Below are 18,322 nucleotides of genomic sequence, written 5' to 3'. Positions count from 1 at the left end.
TACTAAATAATTCGCATTTTATGTTTAAAAATTGAGATATTCCTTATTACCTAAAGCTGTTTTTTATTGCTTATACATGATCAAATACTTCTTACATAATTAAGGAGAACAAAATGGAACTTAAAAAATTGATGGAACATATTTCTATTATCCCCGATTACAGACAAGCCTGGAAAGTGGAACATAAATTATCGGATATTCTACTGTTAACTATTTGTGCCGTTATTTCTGGTGCAGAGGGTTGGGAAGATATAGAGGATTTTGGGGAAACACATCTCGATTTTTTGAAGCAATATGGTGATTTTGAAAATGGTATTCCTGTTCACGATACCATTGCCAGAGTTGTATCCTGTATCAGTCCTGCAAAATTTCACGAGTGCTTTATTAACTGGATGCGTGACTGCCATTCTTCAGATGATAAAGACGTCATTGCAATTGATGGAAAAACGCTCCGGCACTCTTATGACAAGAGTCGCCGCAGGGGAGCGATTCATGTCATTAGTGCGTTCTCAACAATGCACAGTCTGGTCATCGGACAGATCAAGACGGATGAGAAATCTAATGAGATTACAGCTATCCCAGAACTTCTTAACATGCTGGATATTAAAGGAAAAATCATCACAACTGATGCGATGGGTTGCCAGAAAGATATTGCAGAGAAGATACAAAAACAGGGAGGTGATTATTTATTCGCGGTAAAAGGAAACCAGGGGCGGCTAAATAAAGCCTTTGAGGAAAAATTTCCGCTGAAAGAATTAAATAATCCAGAGCATGACAGTTACGCAATCAGTGAAAAGAGTCACGGCAGAGAAGAAATCCGTCTTCATATTGTTTGCGATGTCCCTGATGAACTTATTGATTTCACGTTTGAATGGAAAGGTCTGAAGAAATTATGCGTGGCAGTCTCCTTTCGGTCAATAATAGCAGAACAAAAGAAAGAGCCCGAAATGACGGTCAGATATTATATCAGTTCTGCTGATTTAACCGCAGAGAAGTTCGCCACAGCAATCCGAAACCACTGGCACGTGGAGAATAAGCTGCACTGGCGTCTGGACGTGGTAATGAATGAAGACGACTGCAAAATAAGAAGAGGAAACGCCGCAGAATTATTTTCAGGGATACGGCACATCGCTATTAATATTTTAACGAATGATAAGGTATTCAAGGCAGGGTTAAGACGTAAGATGCGAAAAGCAGCCATGGACAGAAACTATCTCGCGTCAGTCCTTGCGGGGAGCGGGCTTTCGTAATCTTGCCCTGGTGGAGTGGCTGACCTACGGCAGCGGCTATCTTGCGGGCATGAAGCTGGGCGGGACGCCGCTGCTGGAGTTCACGCGCGACCGCCTGCACCGTGAGACGGTGCGCAGCTTTGGCAGCATGGCAGGCAGTAATGCCGCATATAAACTGACCAGCACATACACCCCCGCAGGCCAGTTACAGAGCCAGCACCTGAACAGCCTGGTGTATGACCGTGACTACGGGTGGAATGACAACGGCGACCTGGTGCGCATCAGCGGCCCGCGACAGACGCGGGAATACGGCTACAGCGCCACGGGCAGGCTGGAGAGCGTGCGCACCCTCGCACCGGACCTGGACATCCGCATCCCGTATGCCACCGACCCGGCGGGAAACCGCCTGCCGGACCCGGAGCTGCACCCGGACAGCACGCTCACGGCGTGGCCGGATAACCGCATCACCAAAGACGCGCATTACCTGTACCGTTACGATGAATACGGCAGACTGACGGAGAAGACGGACCTTATCCCGGCGGGTGTTATCCGGACGGACGACGAGCGGACCCACCACTACCACTACGACAGCCAGCACCGTCTGGTGTTCTACACGCGGATACAGCATGGCGAGCCACTGGTCGAGAGCCGCTACCTCTACGACCCGCTGGGACGGCGAATGGTGAAACGGGTATGGCGGCGGGAGCGTGACCTGACGGGGTGGATGTCGCTGTCGCGTAAACCGGAGGTGACGTGGTACGGGTGGGACGGCGACCGGCTGACGACGGTACAGACCGACACCACGCGTATCCAGACGGTATATCAGCCGGGAAGCTTCGCGCCGCTCATCCGCATCGAAACAGACAACGGTGAGCGGGAGAAAGCGCAGCGCCGCAGCCTGGCGGAGAAGCTGCAGCAGGAAGGGAGCGAGGACGGGCACGGCGTGGTATTTCCGGCTGAACTGGTGCGGCTGCTGGACAGACTGGAGGAAGAAATCCTGGCAGACCGCGTGAGCAGTGAAAGCCGGGCGTGGCTTGCGCAGTGCGGGCTGACGGTGGAGCAACTGGCCAGACAGGTGGAGCCGGAATACACACCGGCGCGAAAAGTTCATTTTTACCACTGCGACCACCGGGGCCTGCCGCTGGCGCTCATCAGCGAAGAAGGCAATACGGTGTGGAGCGCGGAATATGATGAATGGGGCAACCTGCTGAATGAGGAGAACCCGCATCACCTGCACCAGCCATACCGTCTGCCGGGGCAGCAGCATGATGAGGAATCAGGGCTGTACTATAACCGTCACCGGTACTACGATCCGTTGCAGGGGCGGTATATTACACAAGACCCCATTGGGCTGGAGGGGGGATGGAACCTGTATAATTACCCACTGAATCCGATAATAAGGATGGATCCTTTGGGTTTGTATAATTTATATCAATTATTATATGATGTTTGGCATGATGATTCATATGGAACATCATCAATTGATATTACTGGCAGTGGAGATCTAATATCATTAGGTGGTCATGCAGGACTTGGCGTTGCGTTTGCTAAAAAGAAAGGTGAAATGTTATCTGATATTTGTATTTATGCTACAGCATGCGGACATGCAGGAATTGGTGGTGGGATAAATGCGGCTATCACATATTCTGAGACCAAGTCTTTACCTACATCGGGAGTCAGCAATTCAGTAGGTGTAACGGTTGGCGGCGGAGTTGGGGGGCATTTTGCGTATACTTATGTAGTGGATGTTGATAATCCAGAATCATCGATAGAATCTGTTGGTATCGGTGCAGGTGTTGACGCTTCAGTTATGACTCTGGCTTGTAGAACGTGGCAAGAATGCTGGGTCAATTAACAGGAGGAAATATGAAAAAATATATATTTTTAGTTTTATTTTTATTGTGTGGTTGTTCTCCAGTGGACATAGAGCCAGCTAGACAAGAAGTTAATATCTTTCGTGGTTTATATCAGACAGGGAAATACAGTGATATATATAAAATCACTTCAAGTGATTTTCAGACTGCCACATCTGAAAAAAAATTATCGACATAATGAACGAAGCAAAAGAAAAAGATCTTGGGACTTATAAAAAATCAACCCTTAAAACTGAAAAAATCACTCGCGGATTATTTTCAAACGATGAAATTACATTGATATATTTCTCAGAATATTAAAAAAGAATTGTCCAAGAGGTTTTTGTGTTTAATGTTGAAGACAAAAAAGTAAAATTAAAAGGTTATAGGTATGATTCGATTAATTAAAATTTTTGATGATGACTTCAATTAGTAGAACATGTATTTTTCGATAAAAGCACCGATGACTTTTTCATGAAGTTCTACAGAGCGCGAGAAACAGATGGTTCTGCGAGTCAGACGTTTGATTCAGGTTCTCAGGGGCAGATTCAGGGAAAGATCACAGGGAAAGATCATCGTGTGCCGTAGGCACAAAGATGCAAAACGGGACATTTTGCATGTAATAAGCATAAGCTTGTGAAGAGATGGTGGCAGGCCCACCGGGATCTGCTGTCGGAAGTCGGTCCCAAACAACCCCGGCTGCTGTGGTAAAGAGCCATGGTAGCAGGGAAAGATCATCAGAAGTTCACTTTTTGTACTAAACAATTCGCATTTTATGTTTAAAAATTGAGATATTCCTTATTACCTAAAGCTGTTTTTTATTGCTTACACATGATCAAATACTCCTTACATAATTAAGGAGAACAAAATGGAACTTAAAAAATTGATGGGACATATTTCTATTATCCCCGATTACAGACAAGCCTGGAAAATGGAACATAAGTTATCGGATATTCTACTGTTGACTATTTGTGCCGTTATTTCTGGTGCAGAAGGCTGGGAAGATATAGAGGATTTTGGGGAAACACATCCCGATTTTTTGAAGCAATATGGTAATTTTGAAAATGGTATTCCTGTTCACGATACCATTGCCAGAGTTGTATCCTGTATCAGTCCTGCAAAATTTCACGAGTGCTTTATTAACTGGATGCGTGACTGCCATTCTTCAGATGATAAAGACGTCATTGCAATTGATGGAAAAACGCTCCGGCATTCTTATGATAAGAGTCGCCGCAGGGGAGCGATTCATGTCATTAGTGCGTTCTCAACAATGCACAGTCTGGTCATCGGACAGATCAAGACGGATGAGAAATCTAATGAGATTACAGCTATCCCAGAACTTCTTAACATGCTGGATATTAAAGGGAAAATCATCACAACTGATGCGATGGGTTGCCAGAAAGATATTGCAGAGAAGATACAAAAACAGGGAGGTGATTATTTATTCGAGGTAAAAGGAAACCAGGGGCGGCTAAATAAAGCCTTTGAGGAAAAATTTCCGCTGAAAGAATTAAATAATCCAGAGCATGACAGTTACGCAATTAGTGAAAAGAGTCACGGCAGAGAAGAAATCCGTCTTCATATTGTTTGCGATGTCCCTGATGAACTTATTGATTTCACGTTTGAATGGAAAGGGCTGAAGAAATTATGCGTGGCAGTCTCCTTTCGCTCAATAATAGCAGAACAAAAGAAAGAGCCAGAAATGACGGTCAGATATTATATCAGTTCTGCTGATTTAACCGCAGAGAAGTTCGCCACAGCAATCCGAAACCACTGGCATGTGGAGAATAAGCTGCACTGGCGTCTGGACGTGGTAATGAATGAAGACGACTGCAAAATAAGAAGAGGAAATGCAGCAGAATTATTTTCAGGGATACGGCACATTGCTATTAATATTTTGACGAATGATAAGGTATTCAAGGCAGGGTTAAGACGTAAGATGCGAAAAGCAGCCATGGACAGAAACTACCTGGCGTCAGTCCTTACGGGGAGCGGGCTTTCGTAATCTTGCCCTGGGCATTATTGTCGTATAAACGCTTTACCGGACACATGACATTCACAATGTGTGTTAATTTTACTGACATCTTTCAAAAGGAGCGTAATCATGCCGCACATCGACATTAAATGCTTTCCGCGTGAACTGGACGAACAACAAAAAGCAGCACTTGCTGCAGATATTACCGACGTTATTATTCGCCATCTGAACAGTAAAGATAGCTCGATAAGCATTGCTCTACAGCAGATTCAACCAGAATCTTGGCAAGCTATCTGGGATGCCGAAATCGCGCCCCAAATGGAGGCTTTGATAAAGAAACCTGGTTACAGCATGAATGCTTAACCCGCCGTAACACGCTTGCCGCTGGTAACAAACGTCCCAGCACCTAAATGATGCAACGTATTGAGCTTATCATCATCAAACTGCCAGCGGCCTTCGACAAATACCCGTGCGTCTGCCGTTGCTGATACCACCTCGCCAAACAGCGTGTCGTATTTTTGTTGCGCAGAAGTCGCAGGTAGCAGGCGGCACTCCATCCACGCCAGGCATTTCTCTTCAACAAGTGGCAAACCAAGCACCGGACCTTTCACCACCGGAATGCCATAGCAATTAAATTTATCTTCTTCACGACCCGACACGCTTCCCACTGCCCACGTCCAGTTAGTTGCTGCAACGCCCGGGATAACCATGCCAAACTTACCGTTACGTTCAATCAACTCCCTGGTCCATGTCGATTTATCTACCACAATCGCCACGCGTGGCGGTTCAAACTCCACCGGCATTGACCAGGCTGCAGCCATAATGTTACGCCGCTGGGATTGCTCATCGAAACTGGTGATCATGACTGTTGGGCCATGATTTAATAGACGGCTGGCATGGTGTAATTCTATGGGGATGAATCGGCTCATGGTATCGCCTCGCGAAGAAGGTTTTTTTAAGCGTAGTCCGTAACGCAATAAGTAACGAAATTAACGGGATTGGCGATTTGCAAACGTGATGCATGTCCGCGATCGCACAAAATAGCCGGTGCGGCGTCTATTCCAGGTTATAAGTTGAGAAAACCACTAAGGGAAACGCCTGATGACGCCCATTCTGAATCACTATTTTGCCCGTATTAACTGGTCGGGAGCTGCTGCGGTCAATATTGATACGCTTCGTGCATTGCACCTGAAACACAATTGCACCATTCCGTTTGAAAACCTTGACGTTTTGCTGCCGAGGGAAATACAGCTTGATGATCAATCGCTGGAAGAGAAACTGGTGATAGCCCGTCGTGGCGGTTACTGTTTTGAGCAGAATGGCGTGTTTGAGCGGGTGTTACGCGAGCTGGGGTTTAACGTTCGCAGCTTGTTAGGGCGCGTAGTGTTATCAAATCCGCCAGCATTACCGCCGCGCACCCATCGTTTGCTGTTGGTGGAACTGGAAGAGGAAAAATGGATTGCTGATGTCGGTTTCGGTGGGCAGACGCTAACCGCGCCGATTCGTTTAGTTTCCGATCTCGTGCAGACCACGCCACACGGAGAGTATCGGTTGTTGCAGGAGGGTGATGATTGGGTGTTGCAGTTTAATCATCATCAGCATTGGCAGTCGATGTACAGTTTTGATCTCTGCGAGCAGCAACAAAGCGATTATGTGATGGGCAATTTCTGGTCGGCGCACTGGCCGCAGTCGCATTTTCGCCATCATTTGCTGATGTGCCGCCATTTGCCGGACGGCGGCAAGCTGACACTGACCAATTTTCATTTTACCCATTATGAAAATGGGCACGCGGTGGAGCAGTGAAATCTACCGGATGTGGCGTCATTATATGCTGTGATGCAAGAACAGTTTGGTCTGGGCGTGGATGATGCGAAACATGGCTTTACCGTGGATGAGTTAGCGCTGGTGATGGCGGCGTTTGATACGCACCCGGAGGCGGGAAAATAATTTATGTCAGGTTGCCGGATGCGGCGTAAACGCCTTATCCGGCATACATTAGCCCGGTTGTAGACCTGACAGGCGAAGCGCATCAGACAACGGTTTCAGAGTTCAATTGCCCATTCGGCATGAAACAAAATCACCGCTGTGCCTGAAATGGTGACTTTTTCCGGTTGGTTATCACGAATTGTCACCGTCACTTCAATCATACCGTCACGCCCCAATGCGCGCCCCTGATGGCCTTTAACACGCAACACGTTGCCATCGTGGGGCAATACATTGTGATGTACCAACCATGCACCCATCGGGCCATTGGCATTGCCAGTCACCGGATCTTCCACAATACCAATCGCAGGCGAGAACATGCGACCATCGGTTTCGTTTTTGCCTGGGCGGATCTGGAACGGGAAGAAACCATTGCAGCCAATCTTTTTGCTGATAGCGGTCAGCGCATTAAGGTCAGGCGAAAGGGCGTCGATATCCACTTCCGGTTTCAGTGGGATCATCACTTTTGAGTGTCCTGTTGTTGCCACCTGAATTGGCAAGCCTGGCAGAATATCGTCCTCAGTGAGATGAAGCGCGTTGATAATCGCCGCACGTGTTTCACCTTCCAGCGGTGGCTCAAAGCCCGGCGTACCTTGTTCCAGCGAAATACGATAACCATCGTGGTGCTTTTCGATAGTCACGCGATGTTTTCCTGCCAGCGATGTTTGCCAGACCGTGCAATTTCCTAAACCTAACACCTTCGCACGTACATAGTGCGCAGCTACTGTCGCGTGACCACAAATTGGCACTTCAACGGTTGGCGTAAAGTAGCGGATGCGCACATCGCTGTCGTCGCTGTGCAGCAGAAAAGCAGTTTCCGAATGACCTAATTCGCGGGCGATAAGCTGCATTTGCGCTTCGCTAAGATTATCGGCGGGGAAAACAACACCGGCAGAATTGCCGCGAAATGGTTGAGAGGTAAAAGCATCGACGTGGTAAACCTGCGGTTTCATTAACGTTCTCCTGTGACTGGAGAACTATCATAGCCTGCAAGTGGCCGGAGAGCGAAGGGCTATCCGGCCAGGGTGAAAATTATCGCCGCGAACGCACAATCTGATACCGACGAGTAAAGTACTCAAACGGCGCGCTCCACACATGCACCAGTCTAGTGAACGGGAAGAGCAGGAAGATGGTCATTCCCAACACCAGATGCAGGCGGAAAACGAACGCTACACCGTTAAGCATCTCTGACGATCCACCACGGAAAGTGACAATGCTTTGCGCCCAACCCACCAGCTTCATCATTTCGCTACCATCAGGATACTGTGCTGAAAACGGTATGGTGCTTAGCCCCAACAGACACTGGACCAGCAAAATGCTCATGATGATGATATCCGGCGTAGTGGAAGTGGCACGCACGCGCTGATTTGTCAGCCGGCGCCACAGCAGTCCTGCGCCACCAATCAACGTCAACACACCGCAAATGCCTCCGAGCACCATCGCCATTAGTTGTTTCGCTGCCACCGGCAAAAACCACGCGTACATCCAGTGCGGCGTTAACATGCCGAACAGGTGCCCGAAGAAAATCCCCAAAATGCCAATATGGAACAGATTCGACCATATCACCATCCCGCGTTTATCGAGCATTTGACTTGAGGAGGCGCGCCAGGTGTACTGCCCGTAGTCGTAGCGCAGCCAGCTGCCGAGGAAAAACACCGTCGCACAAATGTACGGGTAGATATCGTAAAAAAAGACGTTCAGATACTGAATCATTTCCCACCTCCCGCACTGATATCGACATACTGCGGCGCGACATCCTGGCTAAAGCGTCGCTGATATTGATTAAGCGGCGAGCTGTCACACGCCGTGGCGTTATCTTCAATAAACTTCACCTGTTCCTCTTCCCACACTGCATCAAGCGCCTGGCGGGTGTCATCGCGCTCTTCGCTGTTTACTTGTTTTGTGACACTGTCACTTGAAAGTGTACTTCCCGCCAGTTGCAGCAGAGCATCAAACAACGCGTACCACGGTGCCTCGCGTTGTTTTAAGCGACCGCCAAGCAGGGCGAGGATCGGCGCAACATTGAGCAATCCTTCTTTCGCCTGATCGTCAGGCAGTATGCTTAAATACTCCAGATACAGCGGTAGATAATCGGGCAGTTCCCGACAATCCAGCTGCAGGCCGACCTTTTCATACTCCGCCAGCAGGTCCACCATTGCCTGGCCGCGATCGCGGGACTCGGCATGAACATGTTCGAACAGCAGCAGCGACGTAGTGCGCCCGCGGTCAAACACTTCGCACCATTCGGCCTGTTTATCCAGCAGCGGCGCGTTAAGCAGGTTGTGGGTGAAATCCGTAAGCATCGGCGCGTCGCGGCGGATCAACGCCAGCGCGTCCTCCTTGCATTCCCACAACAGCTCGTCCGGATACTCCATCAACAGGCCGATCACTTTGAGGATCTGCATTATTCGCCCTCCGCTTTGTCGCGCACTTCGGTGATGTTGATGGCATCGATACGGCTACTGTTGAACAGGTTGAATTTGCTGTCCGAGCCGTGACAACCGTCGCCAAAGGTAAAACCGCAGCCGTTGCGTTCTGCGAAGGCATCGCCCGCCATTTCCCGATGGCTCGTCGGGATGACAAAACGATCTTCATAGTTGGCAATGGCGAGGTAACGATACATCTCTTCGACCTGGGCGACGCTCAGGCCTACTTCGTCGATGGCACGAGTATCAGTAACGCCTTCCACGGTTTGTGAACGCATATAGTGGCGCATCGCCATCATCCGTTTCAGCGCCCGCAGTACCGGACCGGTATCGCCGGCACTCAACATATTGGCGAGATATTGCACCGGAATACGCAGGCTTTCGATGGCGGGCAGCACGCCTTCGCTTTTCGGCAAACCGCCCGCATCTGCGTAGGACTGAATCGGCGACAGCGGAGGAACGTACCAGACCATCGGCAGGGTGCGATATTCAGGGTGCAGCGGTAGCGCCAGTTTCCAGTCCATCGCCATTTTGTAGACAGGCGAACGCTGGGCAGCTTCAATCACGTTTTGTGGAATACCTTGTTTCAGGGCTTCCTCGATCACTGAGGGATCGTGTGGATCGAGAAACACTTCGCACTGGCGCTCATAGAGGTCAACTTCGCGCTCGGTGCTTGCCGCTTCCTCAATGCGGTCGGCGTCGTAAAGCAGCACGCCCAGATACCGGATGCGACCCACGCAGGTTTCTGAGCACACGGTGGGTTGGCCTGACTCAATTCGCGGATAACAGAAGATACATTTTTCTGACTTGCCGCTTTTCCAGTTGAAGTAGATTTTTTTGTACGGACAACCGCTAATGCACAAACGCCAGCCACGGCATTTATCCTGGTCAATCAGCACAATGCCGTCTTCTTCGCGTTTGTAGATAGCGCCGCTTGGGCAGGTCGCCACGCAACTGGGATTGAGGCAGTGTTCGCACAGGCGCGGCAGGTACATCATGAAGGTGTTTTCAAACTGCCCGTACATCTCCTTTTGCATGGCCTCGAAGTTGCGGTCGCGGGCACGTTTTTCAAACTCGCCGCCCAGCAGTTCTTCCCAGTTTGGGCCCCAGATCACTTTGTCCATCCGTTTGCCGTCAATCAGTGAACGCGGGCGAGCAGTAGGGATATGTTTGCCTTCCGGTGCGCTATGCAAATGTTCGTAGTCGAAGGTGAAAGGTTCGTAGTAATCATCAATCTGCGGCACCACCGGGTTGGCGAAGATTTTGGTTATTACGCCCATCTTGTTGCCCAGACGCGGGCGTATCTTGCCATTCACATCACGCACCCAGCCGCCTTGCCACTCTTCCTGATCTTCCCAGTTTTTCGGATAACCAATGCCCGGTTTGGTTTCGACGTTGTTAAACCATGCGTACTCCATGCCTTCGCGCCCGGTCCAGACGTTTTTACAGGTCACCGAACAGGTATGGCAGCCGATACATTTGTCGAGGTTAAGCACCATGCCGACTTGTGAACGGATTTTCATTTTTTCGCCTCCTGTACCTGATCGCGACCTTCATCATCCAGCCAGTTAACGTTCTTCATCTTGCGGATCATGATGAACTCATCGCGGTTCGATCCGACGGTGCCGTAGTAGTTAAAGCCCCAGGCCAGCTGCGCGTAACCGCCAATCATATGCGTTGGTTTCGGGCAAACGCGGGTAACCGAGTTATGAATGCCGCCGCGCATGCCAGTTACTTCCGAACCAGGAATATTCATAATGCGTTCCTGGGCGTGATACATCATGGTCATGCCCGGCGGTACACGTTGGCTGACCACCGCGCGGGCAGTCAGCGCGCCGTTGGCGTTAAATACTTCCACCCAGTCGTTATCGACAATGGTCAGTTCTCGGGCATCGGTTTCGCTGATCCAGACAATCGGTCCACCGCGAGAGAGCGTCAGCATTAGCAGGTTTTCACTGTAGGTTGAGTGAATGCCCCATTTCTGGTGCGGCGTCAGGAAGTTAAGTGCTTTTTCCGGGAAGTCGTTTGGCGGTATCTGGCGCATCTCACTGACGCTACGGGTGTCGATAGGCGGGCGATAAGCCACCAGGCTTTCACCAAAAGCACGCATCCACGGATGATCCTGATAGAGCTGCTGGCGTCCCGACAGCGTGCGCCACGGAATTAACTCATGAACGTTGGTGTATCCCGCGTTATAGGATACGTGATCGCTTTCCAGACCGGACCATGTGGGGCTGGAGATAATTTTACGCGGCTGCGCCTGAATATCGCGAAAGCGAATCTTCTCGTCCTCTTTGTGCAGCGCCAGATGGGTATGTTCACGCCCGGTGATCTCGCCCAGCGCCTGCCACGCTTTGACTGCAACATGACCGTTGGTTTCCGGTGCCAGTGCCAGAATCACTTCTGAAGCGTCAATGGCGGTGTCAATCAGCGGACGCCCCTGTGCCGGGCCATCACGCTTGGTGTAATTGAGTTTGCCGAGGAAATCGATTTCATCCTGGGTATTCCACGAAATCCCTTTACCGCCATTGCCAAGTTTGTCCATCAATGGCCCGAGCGAGGTAAAGCGTTCATACGTAGCAGGGTAGTCGCGCTCCACCGCCACAATATTCGGCGCGGTTTTACCTGGAATCAGATCGCATTCGCCTTTGCGCCAGTCGAGCACTTCACACGGCTGTGAGAGCTCTGCCGGAGAGTCGTGCAGCAGTGGTTGTAATACCACATCGGTTTCTTTGCCAAGATGACCCACGCACACTTGCGAAAATGCTTTGGCAATACCTTTGTAGATTTCCCAGTCGCTGCGTGACTCCCAGGCCGGATCGACCGCCGCAGAAAGCGGATGAATAAACGGATGCATATCCGAGGTGTTCATATCGTCTTTTTCATACCAGGTGGCGGTGGGCAGAACGATATCGGAGAACAGGCAGGTACTGGACATGCGGAAGTCGAGCGTCACCAGCAGGTCGAGCTTGCCTTCAATCGCCGCAGTTTGCCACTCGACTTCTTCCGGTTTGATCCCGTCGCTGGCACCGAGTTCCTTGCCCTGAATCCCGCTTTCGGTCCCCAGCAGATACTTCTGCATATACTCGTGGCCTTTGCCGGAGGAGCCAAGCAGGTTAGAACGCCAGACAAACAAATTACGCGGATGATTGCTGCCGCTATCTGGTTGTTCGCAGGCCATACGCAACTCGCCCGATTTCAGCGCCTGGGCGGTAAATTCTGTGGGGGATAATCCGGCCTTGTCGGCTTCAGCTTTAATCCCGAGCGGGTTACGCCCCAGCTGCGGCGCAGAAGGTAGCCAGCCCATACGTTCGGCGCGAACGTTGAAATCAATCAGATGACCGCTGTACTTACTGGCATCGGCGAGCGGTGAAAGTAACTCCTGCGCAGAGACTTTTTCATAGCGCCATTGGCTGGAATGATTGTAGAAAAACGAGGTACTGTTCATCTGGCGCGGTGGGCGGTTCCAGTCGAGCGCAAAGGCCAGCGGCAACCAGCCGGTTTGTGGGCGCAGTTTTTCCTGACCGACATAATGCGCCCAGCCGCCGCCGCTTTGCCCGACACAACCGCAGAAGATCAGCATATTGATCATCCCACGGTAGTTCATATCCATGTGATACCAGTGGTTGACGCCAGCACCGAGGATAATCATTGAGCGCCCATGCGTTTTATGGGCAGTATCGGCAAATTCACGAGCGATGGTTTCAATATACTGGCGCGGCACGCCGGTAATTTGCTCACCCCAGGCTGGGGTGTACGGTTTGATTTCAGCGTAATCTTTCGCACTGTTTTCATCTTCCAGCCCGCGATCGAGGCCGTAATTCGCCAGTACCAAATCATAAACGCTGACCACCGGACAGGTGTTGCCATCGACTAACGTCAGGTTTTTAACGGGCAATTGGCGCACCAGCACCGGATTGTGTTTTACGCTGCGAAAATGCGGATTTTCAATGCCGCCAAAGTAGGGGAAGGCCACGCCTGCAACAGCGTCATGTTGACCGAGCAGGGTTAACGACAATTCGGTTTCCGTACCGGCGGCAATGGATTCCAGATTCCATTTGCCTTTTTCTCCCCAGCGGAAACCAATCGAACCGTTCGGCACTACCAATTCACCTGCGGTATTAACTGCTACGGTTTTCCACTGCGGATTGTTGCTTTCGCCCAGTCCATCCACCAGGTCAGATGCGCGGATCATGCGCCCGGGAACGTAGCTACCATCGTCGCGAGGCTCCAGCATTACCAGCATCGGCATGTCGCTGTAGCGGCGGCAGTAGTTGATAAAGTAGTCGCTGGGATTATCGAGATGAAACTCTTTTAAAATCACATGGCCCATTGCCATCGCCAGGGCGCTATCAGTGCCTTGTTTCGGTGCCAGCCACTGGTCGCACAATTTGGCCACTTCAGAGTAGTCAGGGGTAATGGCGATGGTTTTAGTGCCTTTGTAGCGTACTTCGGTAAAGAAGTGGGCGTCCGGCGTACGTGTCTGCGGTACGTTAGACCCCCAGGCGATGATGTAGCTGGAGTTATACCAGTCGGCAGATTCCGGTACGTCGGTTTGCTCGCCCCAGGTCATCGGCGAGGCGGGCGGCAGGTCGCAATACCAGTCGTAGAAACTTAAACAGGTGCCGCCAAGCAGCGACAGATAACGCGTTCCGGCGGCGTAAGAAACCATCGACATCGCCGGGATCGGCGAGAAACCGGCAACGCGATCCGGGCCGTAGGTTTTGATGGTCCAGACGTTAGCGGCGGCAATCAGCTGGTTTAGTTCCTGCCAGTTGGAGCGGATAAACCCGCCGCGCCCACGCACTTGTTTGTAGCTCAGGCACTTTTGCGGATCGTTCATAATCGATGCCCACGCCAGTACCGGATCGCTGTGTTGCTTGAGGGCTTCGCGCCACAGTTCAATCAGTCGTTTACGAATGAGCGGGTATTTCAGGCGGTTAGCGCTGTAAAGATACCAGGAGTAACTTGCGCCACGCGGGCAGCCGCGAGGTTCATGATTGGGCAGGTCAGGGCGAGTGCGCGGGTAGTCGGTCTGTTGGATTTCCCAGGTCACCAGACCATTTTTAACGTAGATTTTCCAGCTACAGGAGCCTGTACAGTTAACACCGTGGGTGGAACGCACGATTTTGTCGAACTGCCAACGCTGGCGATAGCTGTCCTCCCAGTCGCGGTTGCTATGCATCACCTGTCCGTGACCATCGGCAAAGGTTTCGCCCTTTTGTTTGAAGTAGCGAAAGCGATCCAAAAGTTTACTCATGACATGACTCCTGCTCCAGGAATGAATTGGGATCTGATGCCTTGTCGGATGCGACACGGTTGTACATCAGGCATCGATCTCTTATTTTTGGCTGAACTTCCGCCGACCATAAACCAGCCAGGTCAGCAGCACACAAACGATGTAGAAGATTAAAAACACTTTCATCGCGCCGACCGGAGAGCCGGTCATATTGAGCGACATGCCAAACGCCTGCGGAATAAAAAAGCCGCCCACTGCGCCAATGGCTGAGATAAAGCCCAGAGCCGCCGCCGTTTCGGTGACGGCTTCTTTCTGAGCTTGCTCATCACTACCGCCTTTCATCTTTACCCGATAAATGGTTATCTGGCGAAAGATGACGGCGATCATCTGGAAAGTAGAACCACTTCCCAGACCCGCAGTCAGAAACAGCCCCATAAATACGGCGTAAAAGGCGATGAAATTACCGGAGCCTGTGCCCGGTAAGGTAAGGAACAGCAGGGCACTGAAAATCGCCATAAAAATAAAGTTGATCAACGTCACCCGCACGCCGCCGAACTTATCGGAAATAGCACCACCAACCGACCGCGCGATGGCACCGATAAATGGGCCAAAGAACGCCAGGCGCAGAATATTCACATCCGGGAACTGGGTTTTTGCCAGCATGGCAAAACCCGCAGAAAAACCGATAAACGAACCGAAGGTGGCAAGGTAAAGCAGGCTCAGCAGCCAGAGATGCAGGCGTTGTAAGACAGGGAGCTGGTCGGCAATTGAGGCGCGTGAACTGGCGATATCATTCATCCCTGACCATGCGGCGATCGTGGCAATCGCCAGTAGCGGTACCCAAATCCATGCGGCATTCGCCAGCGACATCACCGAACCGTCGGCCTGCGGTACGCCATTGACGCCGAGAAAGGCAAATACAGGTACAAAAATGACCAGCGGTGCAACCAGCTGCATTACACTTACACCTAAGTTTCCTAATCCGCCATTAATCCCAAGAGCGCTCCCTTGTTTGGCTTTTGGAAAGAAGAAACTGATATTGCCCATGCTCGAAGCAAAGTTTGCACCTGCAAAACCGCATAGCAAAGCGATAACGATAAATATCCCAAAAGGAGTATTCGGATTTTGCACGGCAATTCCGAGCCAGACGCAAGGAATAATCAGGATTGCAGTACTAAAAACCGTCCATCGGCGTCCACCGAATATAGGCACCATAAAGGAGTAGGGAACACGCAATAATGCGCCAGAAACGGAGGGTAATGCGGTTAATAAAAAGAGTTGATCGGTAGTAAAATTAAAACCGATTTTATTGAGATTAACGGTAACTGCGCTAAATAGCATCCAGACACAGAAGGCAAGAAGTAGACAACTGACTGATATCCAGAGATTTCTTCGAGCAATATGTTTTCCTTTATTTTCCCAGAAGGCCGGATTTTCTGGTTTCCAGTCGCGCAAAAGATAACGACTATTTTTCTCATTTTGCAGTGCCATATTGTTCCTCACATGCACACATTGGTAATGAAAAAAAGACAAAACACGAGGTAAGGCGCAATAGCCAGTTATTAGAATTAAGGATGAATTGGGTGAAGTGCTGATTGAAAGAATAGATAAGAAAGCGTAACCGCGGGGGCAGAATGGGGATTAAGTAGCCAGATATGTGTTACTAAATGTAACTAACAAGCTAACCTTCAAACGGGGTTAATCTTTGAACGTATGTCATGTTTCAACCCTTCAGATCGTGAATCTAAAGGGTTACATATTAACTATATTATCAACAAGACCAGACACTTATAGAATTAGTGATGATTTATTCACTAAAAAGGCCATGAACTGGAGGAAAACGATCTGTCCAGAAGGTCTATCGGTTCCTCTCTTATTGCCTGATTGTAATAATCGTTATTACAGTAAGTATTGTTTATTTCATCTAAGGTCATGTTTTTAACTTTTATATTCCTCTGGTTTACAACTTCCTCTGTCTTGTAAGTGTGTATATTATATGGGGTATATGCTTTTTTAATAGGATAGTGAAACAATTCGTTATCCACATCTATTCCGTCAGAGTGAACTTCAAATGCACCAGGCGAAAGAATTGCCAGGCCAGTATTAAGCTTAAGTGCTGGGGAAAACAAATTAAATAACATGAGCTGCATAGTAGGGCAATTGTTCTTCCCAGAAACATTTAAAAAATTTAAGTTTTGCTCTGTTTTATTATGGGGAATAAAGTTCCAATATCGGATGTATTATTAGTATCAATGTGGGTTATTTTATTATTGTCCAGTCTTAAACTTTTGATAGATGGAAGATAAGTCAGGAAATCAAGATTTATATATTTCAACTGGTTGTTAGCAGCGTTTAATGTCTGAACATTGCAGAAGTTGCTATAGAATATTTTAATTTCAGAAAGCAAATTGTTGTTAATAAGTAACGTATTCAAGTTGGGAAATAAGTCATTGTGTAAACTTGTTAGTTTATTATGGGATAGATCCAGCAGTAAGAGTTCATTTTTATTACCTGCAACAATATCAGTTAATTGATTATGGCTGAGATTCAGGTATTGCAGCCATTCGCAAGATTCTAATTGCACAAACTCTAGTTGATTATGTGCCGCACTAAAATAAGTAACTGATGAAAGCCTATCTATATCAATATTTCTGAGAGCATTATTATTCATAGATATATGTGTAATACTTACATTTCTGCCTTGAGGAAAATTTATTGACTCAAGAGCATTACTATTCAGACTTAGCTTTACGAGTCTATCGTAGTTGGTTGCATCAAAATGTGTGAGTTGGTTATTATCAAGATTGATAGATGTGAAGTTTTGCAGCCCTGGTGGTTGAGTGGTTAAATTAAGTCCTGATAAATCAATGGTCACTTCATTAGTGTCATCAATTATATTTCTTACTGCAGTCCAGTACTGCATTTGTGCAAGTGGATCATTGTTGATGCCGTTAACTAATACATGCCAAAGATGTTTTGATGATATTAGTTGATCAATGTCATTGGTTGGCAGTAAATTGTTATTGCTTAAGTTTAAATATTCCAGTTTTGTAGTGTTTTTGGCGTTTAAATGTGCAATATGGTTGTCGTTTAAAGTGATTGTTTTCATCCTGGGATGATTGTGTAATATAAGGTCAGTGATCATATTGTGATGGGCACTTAACTCAATCAGAGATTCTTGCCGCGCGAGCCGTTGGCTTCATCGTTATAGCCTTTAAAATCATATTCCCAGTGACCAAAACCAATCATTTGATCATTGATTTGCGTTTCTCCTTTAAAGCCGAGACGGGCATAAGTTTTATCACCATCGTCACGCTTATCATCAGTAAAATAACGTAGAGCGGTAACCTTGCCATAAAGGTCGAGTTTATTACCATCCTTGTTATAGACTTCGGCAGCGTGTGCTACGTTCGCAGCTAACAAACCAGTTACAACCACCGCAACTATTTTTAATTTCATTTAACAGAATCATTTTAATTATCGTTAAACGTATTTTCTAAACGAATTTTAAACGGCGTCATTTATAAATGACATACTGTTTTTAAAATAGAATGGTGATTAAAAACAATGAGAAAAATAGATGAAATAATATTATTTATCGATATGTGATCGAAGTC

The 18,322-nt window shown here is 48.7% G+C and carries 11 protein-coding genes and 5 pseudogenes; 6 read left to right on the top strand and 10 right to left on the bottom strand.

What is annotated here, in order from left to right; genetic code table 11:
- Positions 1–113 precede the first annotated feature (113 nt).
- The 3 genes and pseudogenes from ACU8XX_RS12705 (at position 114) to ACU8XX_RS12695 (ending at position 3,281) form a co-directional block, all read left to right on the top strand.
- On the top strand, positions 114–1,250 hold the full coding sequence (locus ACU8XX_RS12705) for an ISAs1-like element ISEc1 family transposase (RefSeq protein WP_000420795.1): 1,137 nt from the start codon (positions 114–116) through the stop codon (positions 1,248–1,250).
- Positions 1,249–3,084: pseudogene (locus ACU8XX_RS12700) on the top strand (RHS repeat-associated core domain-containing protein); the annotation flags it as partial. The gene ACU8XX_RS12705 and the pseudogene ACU8XX_RS12700, both read left to right, overlap by 2 nt.
- Before the next feature lie 11 nt (positions 3,085–3,095).
- The gene (locus tag ACU8XX_RS12695; RefSeq protein ID WP_000759877.1) at positions 3,096–3,281 is read left to right on the top strand and encodes a hypothetical protein; all 186 of its coding nucleotides are present in this window, start codon (positions 3,096–3,098) and stop codon (positions 3,279–3,281) included.
- A gap of 230 nt (positions 3,282–3,511) precedes the next feature.
- Here the strand turns inward: ACU8XX_RS12695 and ACU8XX_RS12690 are convergent.
- Positions 3,512–3,610, bottom strand: a pseudogene (locus ACU8XX_RS12690) (IS1 family transposase); the annotation flags it as partial.
- 340 nt (positions 3,611–3,950) lie between these two features.
- Between ACU8XX_RS12690 and ACU8XX_RS12685 the strand changes: the two are divergent.
- A complete protein-coding gene (locus tag ACU8XX_RS12685; RefSeq protein WP_240765165.1) occupies positions 3,951–5,087 on the top strand; it encodes an ISAs1-like element ISEc5 family transposase in 1,137 nt (378 codons plus the stop codon).
- A 99-nt stretch (positions 5,088–5,186) separates the two neighbouring features.
- Positions 5,187–5,420, top strand: coding sequence for a tautomerase PptA (pptA, locus tag ACU8XX_RS12680; protein ID WP_001120143.1), 234 nt, complete (start codon positions 5,187–5,189; stop codon positions 5,418–5,420).
- Here the strand turns inward: pptA and ACU8XX_RS12675 are convergent.
- Positions 5,417–5,986, bottom strand: coding sequence for a flavin reductase family protein (locus ACU8XX_RS12675; RefSeq protein ID WP_016242097.1), 570 nt, complete (start codon positions 5,984–5,986; stop codon positions 5,417–5,419). The genes pptA and ACU8XX_RS12675 overlap by 4 nt on opposite strands.
- A 172-nt stretch (positions 5,987–6,158) precedes the next feature.
- On the opposite strand from ACU8XX_RS12675, the pseudogene nhoA reads away from it, so the two are divergent.
- Positions 6,159–7,004, top strand: a pseudogene (gene nhoA, locus ACU8XX_RS12670) (N-hydroxyarylamine O-acetyltransferase).
- A gap of 95 nt (positions 7,005–7,099) precedes the next feature.
- Here nhoA and ACU8XX_RS12665 read toward each other — a convergent pair.
- The 8 genes and pseudogenes from ACU8XX_RS12665 to ACU8XX_RS12630 all read right to left on the bottom strand — a co-directional run.
- On the bottom strand, positions 7,100–7,993 hold the full coding sequence (locus tag ACU8XX_RS12665) for a PhzF family isomerase (protein WP_000804404.1): 894 nt from the start codon (positions 7,991–7,993) through the stop codon (positions 7,100–7,102).
- Positions 7,994–8,072: 79 nt separating this feature from the next.
- Positions 8,073–8,753 carry a respiratory nitrate reductase subunit gamma gene (gene narI, locus ACU8XX_RS12660; protein ID WP_000617116.1) on the bottom strand — a complete coding sequence of 227 codons (681 nt, stop codon included), beginning with the start codon at positions 8,751–8,753 and terminating at the stop codon, positions 8,073–8,075.
- Positions 8,750–9,445: a nitrate reductase molybdenum cofactor assembly chaperone gene (gene narW / locus ACU8XX_RS12655; RefSeq protein WP_001166343.1), complete on the bottom strand. Its 696-nt coding sequence runs from the start codon at positions 9,443–9,445 to the stop codon at positions 8,750–8,752. The genes narI and narW overlap by 4 nt, the downstream gene beginning before the upstream one ends.
- Positions 9,445–10,989: a nitrate reductase subunit beta gene (gene narH, locus ACU8XX_RS12650; protein ID WP_016242100.1), complete on the bottom strand. Its 1,545-nt coding sequence runs from the start codon at positions 10,987–10,989 to the stop codon at positions 9,445–9,447. Before narH ends, narW begins: the two co-directional genes overlap by 1 nt.
- The gene (gene narZ, locus ACU8XX_RS12645; RefSeq protein WP_016242101.1) at positions 10,986–14,726 is read right to left on the bottom strand and encodes a nitrate reductase Z subunit alpha; all 3,741 of its coding nucleotides are present in this window, start codon (positions 14,724–14,726) and stop codon (positions 10,986–10,988) included. The genes narH and narZ overlap by 4 nt, the downstream gene beginning before the upstream one ends.
- 81 nt (positions 14,727–14,807) lie before the next feature.
- The gene (narU, locus tag ACU8XX_RS12640; protein ID WP_001207905.1) at positions 14,808–16,196 is read right to left on the bottom strand and encodes a nitrate/nitrite transporter NarU; all 1,389 of its coding nucleotides are present in this window, start codon (positions 16,194–16,196) and stop codon (positions 14,808–14,810) included.
- A gap of 323 nt (positions 16,197–16,519) precedes the next feature.
- Positions 16,520–17,850: pseudogene (locus ACU8XX_RS12635) on the bottom strand (leucine-rich repeat domain-containing protein).
- Positions 17,851–17,888: 38 nt separating this feature from the next.
- Positions 17,889–18,164, bottom strand: a pseudogene (locus tag ACU8XX_RS12630) (porin); the annotation flags it as partial.
- Positions 18,165–18,322: the final 158 nt, after the last annotated feature.

The organism is Escherichia sp. MAL-1, from assembly GCF_052948035.1.
Note: the sequence above shows the minus strand (reverse complement) of the source record. Positions and strands in the feature narration are given on the sequence as shown.